The following is a 15,909-nucleotide window of genomic DNA, read 5'->3' on the forward strand; positions in this document are numbered from 1 at the left end:
ACTCTCATTTTCATTTAAATATCGTTGAACAGCCTCTAATTTATCTTCAGCAGTAAATTTAGCCATAGAAAAACTGCACCTCCAATTGTTAGATGGTGTCTAACAATTGGGGTGCAGTTCATTTCGAAGGTTTTTTTCGTGTTTATAATCTTATAATAGGAATAGGAGTGTTCGTTATAAGAAGAAATATTTATCTGCGTTTTCTTCCAAGTCCCATCGCATTTTCCATTTTTTTAATCATCTTTTGAGCTGCTTTATTTGCCTTATCTGCTCCATTATCCAAGATGATATCCAGTTCTTCTGAAGACATTAATTCATGGTATTTATCTTGGATTGGTTTTAAGGCATTTACAACAATGTGTGCTAAATCACCCTTAAAATCTCCATACCCTTTACCTTCATACATCGCTTCAATATCGCTAATTTTTTTTCCAGTAAAGATGGAATATATCGTTAATAGATTTGATACACCAGGTTTAAGTTCTTTGTCATATTTCACAATGCCATCAGAGTCTGTGACTGCGCTTTTAATTTTCTTTTCAATCACTTTTGGTTCATCTAAGATCGAAATAAACGATTTTGTATTTGGGTCTGATTTGCTCATTTTCTTCGTTGGTTCTTGGAGGGACATAATTCTTGCACCAACTTTAGGGATACGAACTTCAGGAATAGTAAAGATATCGTTATACTTTTTATTAAATCTTTCTGCTAAATCTCTTGTTAATTCCAAATGCTGCTTTTGATCTTCTCCAACTGGAACTAAATCAGTGCTATAAAGTAGAATGTCAGCAGCCATTAATGGGGGATATGTTAATAATCCAGCAGATACTGCATCTTTGCCTTCTGATTTATCCTTAAATTGGGTCATTCTTTCTAATTCACCAATGTATGATACGCACTGCATCATCCATCCCGCTTGGGCATGTGCTGGCACTTCGGATTGGACAAACAAAGTTGCCTTTTCGGGATCAATACCTACAGCAATATAAAGTGCAGCAAGGCTGCGGATGTTTTTTCTCAGTTCCAGACGATCTTGAGGAACTGTTATAGCATGCTGGTCAACAATGCAAAAATAACAGTTGTATTCATTTTGCAACTCAATAAATTGTTTGAGTGCACCAATATAGTTGCCAAGCGTGATGGTACCGCTTGGCTGGATACCTGAAAAGATGGTTTTCATGTTTTATTCCTCCTTGGATTATGGATGAGAAGAGAAAAAAAGGCAGCAAAAAGACCATTCGTCCCTAATATTTAGGGACGAATGGTCCGCGTTGCCACCCTAATTACTCAAAATGAGTCACTCTGTACCCGCAAAACTGCAGGCTGCCTAATAACGCAGACAAGACGTAAAATAAAGAAAATGATTCTTTATAATTTAAGCTCCAAAGTCCATTCTATTTACCCGGATTCCTGTTCCCACCAGCCACAGGATCTCTAAAAACCAGACAGTAAATGTACTACTCTTCATCATAGCCATTCTTTTATTAGTTAGTAAGATTATTATATAAGAAACTTAATTTGAATTCAAATGCATTGACTGATATTTTGCCCATTTAAAAAATCCATTTCAATTTATTGAATAGAGGAGAAGGAGAGATTTGTCGAAAATTGACCCTTTTCGTAAAAAAAATTTAATCTTTAAAGTGTTAGTATATTAATATTTTTCAGCAAATTAGTCCCTATGGTAGAACTTTCCTACTAAAAACTTACTTGCAATCAAGAAATAAAATACTTATAATAAAAATCACCAAACAATTTCTTTACAAAAATGTTACATTCTCAATAAAATTTAATTGTCTATCAGCATATTTTATGCAAAACTCAAACTCTGATGTAAGTTTTCATACTTATTACTCCAAAACTAGCATTAACCTTTATATTTAGATTTAATTATCAGAATATAGAGGATAATCAATCTTTGAGCATAGGTTAACTTATATTACGACGATAGAAGTGGTTTGCACTTTTTTCTTTAATGTAAAAAGACAGACTATTTCAGCAATATATGTCAGGAGGACAATTGTGTTTTAGGAGATTTTTTGTACAAGCTCAGTTTGGGGAAAAATAATAGGGGGTTTTACCGTGAACAAAAAGAGATTTTCATTTCTCTTCAGCATCTTGCTTGTACTCAGCATGTTCCTTGCAGCATGTAGCGGCGGCGATGACAACGCTGATGGCGGCGATGGCGGCGACGGCGGATCTGATGTAGAACAAAATTTAAGTGTTAATATCAATACTGAACCACCTTCCTTACACCCAGGTTTAGCTAAGGATTCAACTTCTGGTACTGTACTTCGCCAAACAATGGAAGGATTAACTCGTATTGGCAAAGAGGGTACACCTGAAGAAGCAATGGCTGAAAGCTGGGAAGTTTCAGATGACCAAAAAGTTTACACTTTTAAAATTCGTGAAGCTCAATGGTCAAATGGTGATCCTGTAACTGCTAACGATTTTGAAGCAGCATGGAAATGGGCTATTGACCCAGCTAACCAATCTGAGTATGCATACCAATTAAACTATATCGCTGGTGCTGAAGCAGCTAATACTGGCGAAGGTTCACTTGATGATGTAGGTGTTAAAGCAATTGATGAAAAAACTTTAGAAGTAACTCTTGCAAATCCAACTCCGTTTTTCTTAGAGTTGACTGCATTCTATACTTACTTACCATTTAACAGCAAGGTAGCTGAAGCTAACGCAGAATGGGCTAACGATGCTGGTGATGATTATACAACTAACGGGCCTTTCCATATGACTGAATGGGCTCACAGTGATAAGATTGTCCTTGAAAAGAGCGATACTTACTGGGATAAAGAGGCTGTAAAATTAGACACAATTGAAATGATCATGGTAAACGATCCAAATACAGAACTATCTATGTTTGATAACGGTGAACTTGATTGGGCAGGAGCTCCAACTGGTGCACTTCCATTAGATGCACTTCCTGCATTAAAAGATGAAGGCCGTTTAATTACTGAACCAATTGCAGGAACTTACCTGTACAAATTTAATACAACTGTTGAACCATTCAACAATGCAAATATCCGTAAAGCGTTTGCACATGCAATTAACCGTCAAGAGTTAATTGATAATGTTACACAAGGTGAGCAGCTTCCAGCAATGGCGCTTGTACCACCAACAATGTTCTCAGAGAACGAAGAAGGCTATTTCCCTGATAATGACATGGAAGCAGCAAAAGAATTCTTAGCTGCTGGTCTTGAAGAACTAGGACTAAGTGATGCTTCTGAACTTCCTGCAATCACTCTTTCTTACAACACATCTGAAGGCCACCAAAAGATTGCACAAGCAATCCAAGATATGTGGACTCAAAATCTTGGTGTTGAAGTAACACTTAACAACCAAGAGTGGGCTGTATACTTAGACAGCGTACATGCTTTAGATTACCAAGTTGCTCGTATGGGCTGGTTAGGTGACTTTAACGACGGAATCAACTTCCTTGAAGCTTATCGTGATGCTGATGGCGGTAACAATGATACTGGCTGGGAAGATCCTGAATTCCAAGAATTACTTGCTCAATCTGCGACAGAAACAGATCCAGATGCTCGTCAGCAGCTGTTAAAAGATGCTGAAGCGATCTTTATGGATGCAATGCCTGTAGCACCAATCTATTTCTACACAAATAACTGGGTTCAAAACGAAAACTTAAAAGATGTTGCAATTTCTGGTCTTGGAGATGCTCAATTCAAATGGGCATATTTTGAATAATCAATAGTAATTTGACGAAAGGTATATGGGACCAAGTTTCCCATATACCTTCGTTTCTGTAAGTTGAAGCCGCAAATTCGACCAATTAATAACAAAAATGTATATGTTTTTGCAAGGATGGTCTTCTTATAAAAAGTATTAATATGGAGGTGTTGTCAATGGCTAAATATATAGGGAAACGTTTGTTGTACATGCTTATTTCATTATGGCTTATTGTTACAGCAACGTTCTTTTTTATGCGCATGGCACCTGGAAACCCGTTTACATCTGAGAAGCAGTTACCTCCCGAAATTGAAGCGAACTTAAATGCACACTATGGATTAGATCAGCCATGGTACGTTCAATACGGGGAATATTTACTAAGAATCTTAAAATGGGATTTTGGCCCGTCATTTAAGTATAAGAGTCAAACAGTTAATGACTTAATCAGCGAAGGTTTCCCGGTTTCATTTCTACTAGGATTAGAAGCAATCTTTTTAGCAGTTGCAATTGGTGTATTGTTAGGAATTATCGCTGCCCTGAAACACAATAAGTGGCAGGATTACACGGCAATGATTGTCGCGGTACTAGGTATATCTGTTCCATCCTTTATTATGGCATCATTCCTGCAATATTTTCTTGCAATCAAATGGGGGATCTTCCCTGTTGCCAGATGGGAAGGATTTATGTACACCATTCTCCCAGCACTTGCACTTGCTTCAACGCCAATGGCATTTATCGCTCGTTTAACTCGTTCGAGTATGCTAGAGGTACTTGCAAATGATTATATTAAAACAGCCAAATCTAAAGGTTTAAGTAGTGGTGCAATTACGGTCAAGCATGCGATTCGTAACGCTATGCTTCCTGTTGTTACATACATGGGTCCGCTTACGGCCAGTATTTTAACAGGTAGCTTTGTTATTGAAAGAATCTTTGGTTTACCAGGACTAGGTGCACACTTTGTAACAAGTATCTCTAACCGGGATTACACAGTTATTATGGGTGTAACGGTATTCTATAGTATTCTATTACTCGTATCTATTCTCCTTGTAGACATTGCATACGGAATCATCGACCCACGCATTAAGCTTGCCGGCGGGAAGAAGGGAGAGTAAACCATGGAAATATCAAAAGATAAATTTAAAGTAGTTGGAACCCAGCTGGAAGATGCTGAAAAGATATCGAAACCGAGCCTCTCCTTTTGGAAAGATGTTTTCGTTCGTTTCCGTAAAAATAAACTGGCATTATTCGGTTTAGTTTTATTAGCAATTCTCATCTTTATGGCGATCTTTGGTCCAATGATGACAGAATATGATTATAAGCAAAATGATCTGGCTAACAAAAACCAGGCACCATCTTCAGAGCATTGGTTTGGAACAGATGATTTAGGCCGTGACGTTTTTACTCGTACATGGGAAGGTGCCCGCATCTCGATCTTTATCGGTGTTGCAGCAGCTCTAATTGACCTATGTATTGGTGTAATCTGGGGTGGAATTGCCGGCTACAAAGGCGGTCGTACAGATGAGTTTATGATGCGCTTTGCCGACATTCTTTATGGAATTCCATATCTGCTATTAGTTATTCTATTGATGGTTGTGCTAGGTCAAGGTTTAGGAACAATGATTCTGGCCATGACGATTACCGGCTGGATTAACATGTCACGTATTGTACGTGGACAAGTTCTCTCGCTGAAAAATCAAGAGTACGTGCTTGCTGCTAAGACACTAGGGGCAAATACAACAAGAATTATGGGTAAACACTTAATTCCAAATGCCATGGGACCAATCCTGGTTACCATGACGTTAACTGTACCATCTGCTATCTTTACTGAAGCATTTTTAAGCTTCCTTGGACTTGGTTTAACACCGCCGCTTGCGAGCTGGGGAACAATGGCTAATGATGGATTGCCTGCATTGCGTTACTACCCATGGCGTTTATTCTTCCCTGCTATCTTTATCTGTTTAACTATCTTTGCATTTAATGTAGTTGGCGATGGCTTGCGCGACGCTCTTGATCCAAGATTACGTAAATAGGAGTGAGAATATGGAAAAAATACTTGAAGTCAAAGATTTAAAAGTCTCATTCCAAACTTATGGAGGACAAGTTCAAGCAGTTCGTGGTGTGAGCTTTGATCTTCATAAAGGTGAGACGCTTGCTATAGTTGGTGAATCTGGTTCTGGTAAAAGTGTAACTTCCCAGACGATTATGAAATTAATTCCTATGCCTCCTGGACAAATTACCGGCGGACAAATTCTTTTTAATGGCGATGACATTGTTCCAAAGTCAGAAAAAGAAATGGAAAATATCCGTGGAAAAGAAATCAGTATGATCTTCCAAGATCCAATGACTTCTTTAAACCCAACAATGCGTGTTGGAACTCAGATTATGGAAGTTCTTATTAAGCACCAAAACATGTCCAAGCCAGAAGCAAAAAACCGTGCAACTGAATTGCTTCGTCTAGTTGGTATTCCAATGCCGGAAAAACGTGTTGTTCAGTACCCTCATGAGTTTTCTGGCGGTATGAGACAGCGTGCAATGATTGCAATTGCTTTGGCAGCTAGTCCTAAGCTTTTAATTGCCGATGAGCCAACAACAGCATTGGATGTAACAATTCAAGCGCAAATTCTTGATTTAATGAAAGAACTGCAAAATAAGATGGACACTTCAATCATCTTTATCACGCATGACCTTGGTGTGGTAGCAAATGTTGCTGATCGTGTTGCTGTCATGTATGCTGGACAAATCGTAGAGATGGGAACGGTTGATGAAATTTTCTATGATCCACGTCATCCATATACATGGGGTTTGCTTGCCTCAATGCCAAGTCTTGATAATGACAACGATGCAGAGCTGGCTGCGATCCCAGGAACACCTCCGGATTTAACAAATCCGCCTAAGGGGGATGCGTTTGCTGCTCGTAATCAATATGCATTGGCAATTGATTTTGAAGAAGAACCGCCAATGTTCCAAATTTCTGAAACTCATTTTGCAAAAACATGGCTGCTTCATCCGGATGCACCGCAAGTAAATCCGCCTGAATCTGTAATGAAGCGTATACGCAAATTATCCTCTAACTTTGAGAAGCCTGTACTTGTTAAGGAGGGTAAATAACAATGGCTGAGAAGCTTTTACAAATTAAAAACTTAAAGCAGCACTTTAATGTGGGCAGACCCAATATGGTTAAAGCTGTTGATGGAATCACATTTGATATTTACAAAGGTGAAACTTTAGGGCTTGTTGGTGAATCTGGATGCGGAAAATCAACAACTGGCCGTACCATTATTCGTCTATATGATGCAACAGACGGTGAAGTGCTGTTTGAAAACGAAAATGTTCATGGAAAAAAATCTGCAAAAGAACTGAAAAAGTTCAATCGTAAAATGCAAATGATTTTCCAGGATCCTTATGCTTCTTTAAACCCTCGTATGACTGTAGCTGATATTATTGCTGAAGGCATTGATATACACGGTCTTGCAAAATCAAAGAAAGAGCGTATGGAAAAGGTTTATGAGCTCTTAGAAACAGTTGGTTTAAATAAAGAACACGCCAACCGTTATCCGCATGAGTTTTCCGGCGGTCAAAGACAGCGTATCGGAATTGCCCGTGCACTTGCAGTAGATCCTGAATTCATCATTGCTGATGAGCCGATTTCTGCATTGGACGTTTCGATCCAAGCTCAAGTTGTTAACCTTATGAAAAAGCTGCAGCGTGAAAAAGGACTTACGTACTTATTTATCGCCCATGATCTTTCCATGGTTAAATATATAAGTGACCGAATTGGAGTAATGTATTTCGGGAAGCTTGTTGAACTTGCTTCTGCAGAGGACCTATACAATAATCCAATTCATCCATATACGCAGTCGCTTCTGTCTGCTATTCCTCTTCCGGATCCTGAGTCTGAACGTACACGTAAGCGTAAATCATACGATCCTGCTATTCATAACTATGCTTCAGATGAGAAGGTTGAAATGCGTGAAGTAGCCCCTGGCCACTATGTGTATTGCTCTGAAAAGGAATTAAAACAGTATCAGGCACAATATAAGCACTAAACACGAAACGATCTCTTTATAAGGGATCGTTTTTTTTATAAAAGGACGATGCAACGTATGTTAATTATAGAGTCATTTAATTAACAGTATAAATAAAATATTCAGTTATTCTTTAGTCCTTTTATCCACTAACTTACTTTTTACTATCATACACTAAAAATAATGTAATTACTATTATAAATTTTCAATTAATTGTATTACTTTTAACATTTCCCTCATTATGAAGGAAAATGCCAGTTAATAAAAAATTTTGTCTATAAATGTATTAATTTCTTGTCGAAAGATTGATAAACTGTACGAAAGGGTACGGAGAGAAGGAGGGGAGGAGGACAGCTATGAACAATAAAAGTATATTCAGCGTTATCAGTTTAATCGTATTTCTATTAGTCTTAAATCTATCACCACAGCATTCTTTTGCAGAGGATGAGGAGTCTGTCAAAATGAACGGAACGATGCCGCAAAAAAAATTCTTTGACTTGAAAAGGGAGCTGCCAGAGGTTATCAATAGGTTTACATTTGATTCAGGTTATACGTTCACTTATCCAGATGCAGTTAGAGGCGTATACGTTACAGGGCATTCTGCAGGAGGGGAGAGATTTGACTCATTAATCAATCTAATTAATGGAAGTGATTTGAATGCAATGGTCATTGATATTAAGGATGATTGGGGTAATCTAACTTACATACCAGAGGAAAATTCCCCTTATTCTTCGATTGGAAAGCCATATATTAAGAATCCTAAAACTATGATGGACACTCTTCAGGAAAATCAAATTTATCCGATCGCAAGGGTAGTTGTGTTTAAGGATACGGAGCTTGCTAATAAAAAACCTGAATGGTCTTTTAAAGATGGAGATAAAGTATGGAAGAACGGCCGCGGGGAGTCTTTTGTGAATCCATTTTTAAAGGAAGTCTGGGATTATAATGTAGATTTGGCGATTGAAGCGGCAAAGATGGGCTTTCAGGAAATCCAATTTGATTATGTGCGTTTTCCAGAAGGGTTTGAGACTCGAGATAATGAATTAAGCTACAATCATGGGGATTATACGGATGAGTCCTCTGAAAACGTGCAAAAAAGGGTTAGTGCTGTAACTGATTTCGTAGCTTATGCGAAAGATAAATTAAAACCATATGGTGTGAAGGTGTCTGTTGATATTTTTGGCTATTCAGCAACATTGCCGGAAGCACCAGGGATTGGGCAAAATTTCTCAAAGATTTCTGAAAATGTCGATGTCATATCCTCTATGATTTATCCAAGCCATTGGACATCTTATTTTGGGATCGCAAAGCCTGATTTAGAGCCATATAAACTGGTAAGCGAATATGCAAAGCTTGAGAATAAAAAGCTTGGTGAACTTGAATCATCCCCAGTCTCAAGGCCATGGCTTCAAGATTTTACTGCTTCTTATTTAGGAAGTGGAAATTATCTGGAATACGGAAAAGAAGAGGTTGAAGCGCAAATTAAAGCTCTGAATGAAAACGGCATAGATGAATTTCTATTATGGAATGCAGGAAATTCCTATACTGAAGATGTGGATTATACACCTTTAGACTAAAAAGTTTTCAATATAATGATTTATAAGGGAAGACATATAAGAAAGCAGTGCCAAATGTTAGTTAATTAACTGGCAATCGGGCTGCTTTTTCTTTATTCTATTGTGTCATTTGACAAACCATTCTAATACGTTATGATGGAAGGGCCAAGCGATAAAGGCTTGCATCATACTAACTTCCAGTATTTTAATTTCTTTGCTGCAGATAATTAGTATACAAAAGGAAGATAAAGCAGCATGCAGAGACCTTATAAGATAAACCTCCACCTTTCTTCTCAAATGTATCCATAATTGAACAGGTTTTCATTTAATATCGTTATCTCATACGATTAAAAAGCATGTTTTTTTCATAAAAACATGCATGAACTGACTGTTATTTACGAATACTTCATTTGATGCGTTACTTCATAACGATTGAACGCAAGCAGTATATACAATATATGAGCGGAAAGCTGGGAGCTTATCATGCTGGAAAGAATACTTCGCCTAGTTTCTACTAGGTAAAAAAAGGAGAAGATCCATGCATTGGTATGAAAAATTAAATCAATATTTTCCGATTGAAGAAATGAAATCAAAAGAGCATATGGAAACATTGCTTGATGAACAGTCAGAAATTTATTATAAAGATGAAGGAGCACATCATGTCTTAATGTATGTGGAACTTGACCATTTTGTTTTTATTGATTATTTATTTGTATCTAAAGATGCCCGTGGGATGGGCCTTGGCAAAAAGCTGCTTGCCAAGATGAAGGATAAAGGGAAGCCGATCATTTTAGAGGTTGAACCAGTTAATTATGACGATACTGATACAGAGAAGCGCCTGCGTTTCTATAAGCGTGAAGGATTTAAACATGCACAGTCTATTGGATATCGCAGAAGATCACTGGCTACGAAAGAAATCAATGCAATGGAAATCCTCTATTGGGCACCGCATAATGAATCAGAAGATACTATTTTCGAAGCAATGAAGACAACCTATGAACTTGTGCACACTTATAAGGATAAGCAATTTTATGGAGAGTCTTACCAGAAGGTAAATGAAGTCCTGACCTTTGATGAAAAAGAGAGCGGAAAAAACGTTCTTGATCGCCTATAAAATAACAGATGGACATAAAGTTTTATTCAAATAAATGATTCAGCTCATGGCAAAACCGAACGATTTAACAGATTTCCTTTCATTATCTGTTAAATCGTTCGGTTTTTATTTTAATTTCCTGAACTTATAGCAAAAGATACTCATCTTATGAGTAAAGATTGAATCACTGCGGATAGCAGCATGCTTGCAGTGAAAGTTAGCATTATTCTCCACGGTAAGCCCTTTCTAACAGGAGAACTATTCAGTGACATTAAAACCTTTTTTCAATTTAATATCTTTAATTGAGAAAATATTAATGAAATTAAGTTTAAAACTTGTAAAAAGGGGTACTTATTTAATATAAAAGACCCTAATTAAAAGCGAAAATGTGAATAGTTTGTGAACGTTTTATTGTTTTAAATGAAAAATGAAACTTTTTCACGCTTCAATCGTCTTATATAGTGTAAAAGAAAATTTACTGTTTAACCTAAAAGATCATCTCATACTTTTAGGGTGTTTATAAAAACTTATATCCAATGGGCTTCTATTAGTGTATAATAGATAATACAAATTACTTTTTTAAAGTGATTTTAATTTACAAAGCTCCAAGTTTTATAAACAAGAAAAAAAATCTAACAATAGATCTAATAATATGTCTAAATTAAGGGAGTGTGAATTTGTAAAATGGTCACATTATACACTTCACCAAGTTGCACATCTTGCAGGAAAGCGAAACAATGGTTAGAGGAGCATGAAATTCCATATAAAGAAAGAAATATTTTTTCTGAGCCATTATCAATTGAAGAAATTAAAGAAATTCTTCGAATGACAGAGGACGGTACAGATGAAATTATTTCAACTCGTTCAAAAACGTTCCAAAAATTAGATGTTAATCTTGAGACAATGCCTCTTCAAAATTTATTTGAATTGATTAAAGATAATCCCGGTCTGCTTAGACGCCCAATTATTATTGATGAGAAACGTTTACAGGTTGGTTATAATGAAGATGAAATTAGACGATTCCTTCCAAGAAAGGTACGTACGTATCAGCTTCGTGAAGCACAGCGACTTGTTAATTAAAATTTCTAAGCCTTCTTTCAACTGATGAAAGAAGGTTTTTATTTGTGCTTTTATATACGGAGAAACACACTAGATCACCCGTTTTATAGGCACAATTCTCTTTTCTTGTAGATGCGCTATATTTCTGTTAAAATACATTAACTACTTTTAAAAAGAGGAATTAGGCATATAACGGTTTTTAAGGAATCATGCTTTTTTAATTCCCTTTATTCTGTTTTTATCATAAAATATAAGTACAAGGCACATAATTTGGACTTAATCGTAGGCCTTTGCTCTAAAAGAATGGTTAAAACAGATTAACCTGTTCTATACTGGGTATATGGAGAAAAAGTAACTATTTAAGGGTCTTTAGTCCCTTCAACCATAGCCAGAAGGGAGAGTTGTTGTATGGAAATTGAACGTATTAATGATAATACAGTTAAGTTTTACATTTCTTACATTGATATAGAGGAAAGAGGCTTTGATCGCGAGGAAATTTGGTATAATCGCGAAAGAAGTGAAGAATTATTTTGGGAAATGATGGATGAGGTTCATCGCGAAGAAGATTTCTTTGCAGAAGGTCCACTTTGGATACAAGTTCAGGCGCTGGATAAAGGCTTAGAAGTACTTGTAACAAGAGCGCAGCTCTCAAAGGATGGCCAAAAATTAGAGCTTCCAGTTCCAGATGAAAAAGCGCAGGATCTCCCGGTTGATGAAAGAATTGAAGAGATGCTGGATCATCATTTTAATTCTGAAGATGCAACTGAGGAAAACGAACAGTATGAAGGCAATTTGGAATTTCTAATTACCTTTAAAGACTTTGAAGACATTATTTCTCTGTCAAAAAAATCTGATCTTGATTCCATTAAAACAACATTATATTCTTTTGAAGGCAGCTACTATTTATTTCTTGATTTTGACGACGAATTGTTTGATGAAGAGGATATCGACAATCTCCTCAGCATTATGCTTGAATATGGTTATGAAACGCAAGTAACAATCCACCGTATTACTGAATACGGAAAAACGATTATTGAAAATGACGTTTTTGCAGAACTTCGTAAATACTTCAAATAACCAAAACGATTTCAATATTGAAATCGTTTTTTTTTGCATTATAAAAATTGTATATCCTTTGACAGAAGCATATTTATCATTAAATTTTTCAAACATAAAGGAGTTAGATGTGTGATTCCCGAATACCTACTAAAAAGAAAGGAGGACGAACGATGTTAACTGCAGTAAACAGCTCCGGGGAAGTTGTTTCACTTTTTAGGTCATACACTAGAGCCGAAGCTATATCTCTCAAGGAGAAGGGACCTTACTTTTGCCGTGAATGTTCGGAATCATTGATATTAAAAGCTGGCATAAAACGCATTCCGCACTTTGCCCATCACATGCATTCGAGGTGTCCAGAAAGCTATGAAAATGAGTCACAATATCATTTGAATGGAAAAATTAAGCTATACAATTGGCTGCATCAAAAAGGTGTCTCACCAGTAATGGAATATTATTATCATGAAATTCAGCAGAGGGCAGATATAGGATTTATATATAAAGAACAATCATTTGCTATTGAGTTTCAGTGCTCGCCGATTTCAGAGGATTTATTTTATAAGCGAACCCAATCCTATCTTCATGCTGGCATCATTCCAATCTGGATCATAGGAGCTAACAAAATCAAACGGATTGATTACAACAGAATGGCACTTACCTCATTTAATTATCTATTTCTCTCACTATATGAAAGAAAGTCCTGGGAAATATTAGCCTTTTGTCCAAACACAATGCATTTTATTTTACTTAAAAACCCGCTTCCATATTCCGCGAAAAACACATTCGCCAACCTGCAAATTAAACCGCTCAAAAACCTTGATCTTTCTACATTACTCCATCTTCCAATTGATTCATCACCTATATCTTTTCAGCAATGGCAAACTGTCATCAGAAAGCAAAAAGACTTTGCAGCAGTTAGAAATAGCTCTTTCAGCAAATCAATTTTATATGAATTATATGATCATCGTATCTCTCCATCACAACTGCCTTCAGAAATTGGCCTTCCTGTTTTTCATTCACCCTATATTTCCACACCACCTGTGCAATGGCAAACGTTTCTAATGATGGATGTCATATTGAAGAAAAAGACATTTACAATAAGCGACGCTAAAACCTCCTTTTATAAGAGGGTACGGAGTAAAAGTGTTTCATTGAGAAGATTCCCTCTATTAGATGAATCTGAGGAGTTTCGAGCTGTTGAGGAGTATTTCAACTTATTAGAACATTTATATATAATCTCCAAAACAGACGAGGGAGGATATTTTGTTTCTAATAAACTTAAATTTCCTTATAGCCAGAATGAACAAGTGCAATATGATCAATCTTTAAACAAGCGATTTGGAAAATATATAATGAAACAAGCCAGTCAAAACCAATTTGATAAATGAAATACAGACATTTAGCACAGAATAGGATGAGACGCTGATAAAAATATCGGAAAATAGCAGGAATTTTCGCAGTAAAGGAGAAGTAACCTATAGTGCTATTGTTAAAATTACCACTACTATTTATTGCATTATTTACTGGAGGGGACAATACAATGACAAATGAAACTGCCGCTGTGCAAAAATTGCCGGCCAGAAGTGAAATTGCAGTTGAAGATACTTGGAGGCTAGAAGATATTTTTGAAACAGATGAGGTTTGGGAAAAGGAATTTAAAGCAGTTGAAGCTTTAATACCTGACGCAGCCAAGTATGAAGGTAAGCTTGGTGAAAGTGCAGACGTATTGTATGAAGCACTTCAGTATCAAGATCATTTGCTTTCAAGATTAAGCAAGCTCTATACATATGCTCATATGAAATATGATCAGGATACAACCAATTCAAAGTATCAGGGAATGGAAGACAGAATAAAAAATGTATATTCGAAAGCAGGCGCAGCACTGGCTTATGTTGTGCCAGAACTTCTTGCAATTGAAGAAGAAAAGGTAGAGGGCTTATTAGAGGAAAAAGAAGAGCTCAAGCTTTATAAACAAGCTCTTGATGAAATTAATTTGCAGCGTCCACACGTGTTATCAGCCGAGCAGGAGGCTTTGCTTGCACAAGCGTCGGAAGTGCTTGGGGCATCCAGCAATACATTTGGGGCACTGAATAATGCCGATCTTGAATTTCCAACTATTAAAGATGAAAACGGCAATGAGGTGGAGGTCACACATGGCCGTTACGTGCGCTTCTTAGAGAGTGATGACCAAAGAGTGCGCCATGATGCCTTTAAGGCAGTATATGGCACATATGGACAGTTTAAAAATACCTTTGCCAGTACTTTAAGCGGAAATGTGAAAAACCATAATTTTAATGCTCAAATTAGGAAATATGAATCAGCAAGACAAGCAGCACTTGCCAATAATAATATTCCAGAGAGTGTATATGATAACTTAGTCAGTACAATAAATGATAACCTTCACCTGCTGCATCGCTATGTTAAACTGCGTAAGAAAGTCCTTGGCCTAGAGGAATTGCATATGTATGATCTCTACACACCTTTAGTAAAGGATGTAAAGATGGAGGTTTCATATGATGAGGCGAAGGAGCACATCTTAAAGGGCCTTGCACCATTAGGAGAAGATTATTTAAATGTGCTCAAAGAGGGCTTTGAAAACCGCTGGGTGGATGTACACGAGAATAAAGGGAAAAGAAGCGGTGCTTATTCGTCAGGAACTTATGGAACAAATCCATATATATTAATGAACTGGCAAGATAATGTAAATAATTTGTTTACACTTGCTCATGAATTTGGTCATTCTGTACACAGTTATTACACTAGGAAAAACCAGCCATATCCTTACGGAAATTATTCAATTTTTGTTGCTGAGGTTGCATCCACTTGCAATGAAGCTCTTTTGAATGATTACTTGCTTAAGACAATTGATGATGACAAGAAGCGTTTATATCTCCTAAATCATTTCCTTGAAGGATTCAGAGGTACTGTTTTCCGTCAAACGATGTTTGCCGAATTTGAACATTTAATTCATGAGAAGGCTCAAAACAATGAAGCATTAACAGCTGAATCATTGACTGAAGCTTATTATGAATTAAATAAAAAATATTTCGGGGAAGAAGATATCATTATTGACGAAGAAATTGGTCTAGAATGGTCAAGAATTCCGCATTTCTATTACAACTATTATGTTTATCAATATGCTACAGGGTATAGTGCAGCTACAGCACTAAGCAAGCAAATTTTAGAAGAGGGACAGCCGGCAGTCGATCGCTATGTCGAATTCTTAAAAGCTGGAAGCTCTGATTATCCTATTGAGGTTCTGAAAAAAGCAGGCGTCGATATGACCAGCAAGCAGGCTATTGAAGATGCATGTAAAGTTTTTGAAGAAAAACTAAATGAGATGGAAGAACTTCTATCTTAGAACTTTAATTTAAAAAGGCAGCTAAGCTACGTTCAGCTTAGCCTGCCTTTTATT

At 36.7% G+C, this 15,909-nt stretch carries 12 protein-coding genes and 1 other annotated feature; of the genes, 11 read left to right on the forward strand and 1 reads right to left on the reverse strand.

Going from position 1 to position 15,909, the window contains the following annotated elements:
- Positions 1–190 precede the first annotated feature (190 nt).
- Entirely contained in the window at positions 191–1,180 is a 990-nt protein-coding gene (trpS, locus tag F7732_RS00005) for a tryptophan--tRNA ligase (protein ID WP_151571688.1), read from the reverse strand.
- A gap of 70 nt (positions 1,181–1,250) precedes the next feature.
- Positions 1,251–1,480: a binding site (T-box leader), on the reverse strand.
- A 653-nt stretch (positions 1,481–2,133) separates the two neighbouring features.
- On the opposite strand from trpS, the gene F7732_RS00010 reads away from it, so the two are divergent.
- The 11 genes from F7732_RS00010 to pepF all read left to right on the forward strand — a co-directional run bounded on the left by F7732_RS00010 (position 2,134) and on the right by pepF (position 15,855).
- The gene (locus tag F7732_RS00010) at positions 2,134–3,723 is read left to right on the forward strand and encodes a peptide ABC transporter substrate-binding protein (RefSeq protein ID WP_151572544.1); all 1,590 of its coding nucleotides are present in this window, start codon (positions 2,134–2,136) and stop codon (positions 3,721–3,723) included.
- A gap of 158 nt (positions 3,724–3,881) precedes the next feature.
- Positions 3,882–4,817: an ABC transporter permease gene (locus F7732_RS00015; protein ID WP_151571689.1), complete on the forward strand. Its 936-nt coding sequence runs from the start codon at positions 3,882–3,884 to the stop codon at positions 4,815–4,817.
- Positions 4,818–4,820: 3 nt separating this feature from the next.
- Positions 4,821–5,735: an ABC transporter permease gene (locus tag F7732_RS00020; protein WP_066447523.1), complete on the forward strand. Its 915-nt coding sequence runs from the start codon at positions 4,821–4,823 to the stop codon at positions 5,733–5,735.
- 10 nt (positions 5,736–5,745) lie between these two features.
- The gene (locus F7732_RS00025) at positions 5,746–6,813 is read left to right on the forward strand and encodes an ABC transporter ATP-binding protein (protein ID WP_151571690.1); all 1,068 of its coding nucleotides are present in this window, start codon (positions 5,746–5,748) and stop codon (positions 6,811–6,813) included.
- Between the two features lie 2 nt (positions 6,814–6,815).
- On the forward strand, positions 6,816–7,751 hold the full coding sequence (locus tag F7732_RS00030) for an ABC transporter ATP-binding protein (RefSeq protein WP_151571691.1): 936 nt from the start codon (positions 6,816–6,818) through the stop codon (positions 7,749–7,751).
- Positions 7,752–8,086: 335 nt separating this feature from the next.
- On the forward strand, positions 8,087–9,307 hold the full coding sequence (locus tag F7732_RS00035; protein WP_151571692.1) for a putative glycoside hydrolase: 1,221 nt from the start codon (positions 8,087–8,089) through the stop codon (positions 9,305–9,307).
- A 517-nt stretch (positions 9,308–9,824) separates the two neighbouring features.
- Entirely contained in the window at positions 9,825–10,400 is a 576-nt protein-coding gene (locus tag F7732_RS00040) for a GNAT family N-acetyltransferase (protein WP_151571693.1), read from the forward strand.
- Between the two features lie 663 nt (positions 10,401–11,063).
- Positions 11,064–11,459, forward strand: a complete 396-nt coding sequence (gene spxA, locus F7732_RS00045) for a transcriptional regulator SpxA (RefSeq protein WP_066447509.1) — start codon at positions 11,064–11,066, stop codon at positions 11,457–11,459.
- A 387-nt stretch (positions 11,460–11,846) separates the two neighbouring features.
- The gene (gene mecA / locus F7732_RS00050) at positions 11,847–12,515 is read left to right on the forward strand and encodes an adaptor protein MecA (RefSeq protein WP_151571694.1); all 669 of its coding nucleotides are present in this window, start codon (positions 11,847–11,849) and stop codon (positions 12,513–12,515) included.
- A 152-nt stretch (positions 12,516–12,667) separates the two neighbouring features.
- Positions 12,668–13,882, forward strand: coding sequence for a competence protein CoiA (locus F7732_RS00055; RefSeq protein ID WP_161598812.1), 1,215 nt, complete (start codon positions 12,668–12,670; stop codon positions 13,880–13,882).
- 152 nt (positions 13,883–14,034) lie between these two features.
- Positions 14,035–15,855, forward strand: a complete 1,821-nt coding sequence (gene pepF, locus F7732_RS00060) for an oligoendopeptidase F (protein WP_151571696.1) — start codon at positions 14,035–14,037, stop codon at positions 15,853–15,855.
- Positions 15,856–15,909: the final 54 nt, after the last annotated feature.

This window comes from Bacillus mesophilum (assembly GCF_008923265.1).
Taxonomy (GTDB): Bacteria; Bacillota; Bacilli; order Bacillales; family Cytobacillaceae; genus Cytobacillus; species Cytobacillus mesophilum.

Bases quoted from the DNA above. Each gene is read 5' to 3' on its own strand.
- trpS (WP_151571688.1), bottom strand. From the start codon at position 1,180: ATGAAAACCATCTTTTCAGGTATCCAGCCAAGCGGTACCATCACGCTT.
- F7732_RS00010 (WP_151572544.1), top strand. From the start codon at position 2,134: ATGTTCCTTGCAGCATGTAGCGGCGGCGATGACAACGCTGATGGCGGC.
- F7732_RS00015 (WP_151571689.1), top strand. From the start codon at position 3,882: ATGGCTAAATATATAGGGAAACGTTTGTTGTACATGCTTATTTCATTA.
- F7732_RS00020 (WP_066447523.1), top strand. From the start codon at position 4,821: ATGGAAATATCAAAAGATAAATTTAAAGTAGTTGGAACCCAGCTGGAA.
- F7732_RS00025 (WP_151571690.1), top strand. From the start codon at position 5,746: ATGGAAAAAATACTTGAAGTCAAAGATTTAAAAGTCTCATTCCAAACT.
- F7732_RS00030 (WP_151571691.1), top strand. From the start codon at position 6,816: ATGGCTGAGAAGCTTTTACAAATTAAAAACTTAAAGCAGCACTTTAAT.
- F7732_RS00035 (WP_151571692.1), top strand. From the start codon at position 8,087: ATGAACAATAAAAGTATATTCAGCGTTATCAGTTTAATCGTATTTCTA.
- F7732_RS00040 (WP_151571693.1), top strand. From the start codon at position 9,825: ATGCATTGGTATGAAAAATTAAATCAATATTTTCCGATTGAAGAAATG.
- spxA (WP_066447509.1), top strand. From the start codon at position 11,064: ATGGTCACATTATACACTTCACCAAGTTGCACATCTTGCAGGAAAGCG.
- mecA (WP_151571694.1), top strand. From the start codon at position 11,847: ATGGAAATTGAACGTATTAATGATAATACAGTTAAGTTTTACATTTCT.
- F7732_RS00055 (WP_161598812.1), top strand. From the start codon at position 12,668: ATGTTAACTGCAGTAAACAGCTCCGGGGAAGTTGTTTCACTTTTTAGG.
- pepF (WP_151571696.1), top strand. From the start codon at position 14,035: ATGACAAATGAAACTGCCGCTGTGCAAAAATTGCCGGCCAGAAGTGAA.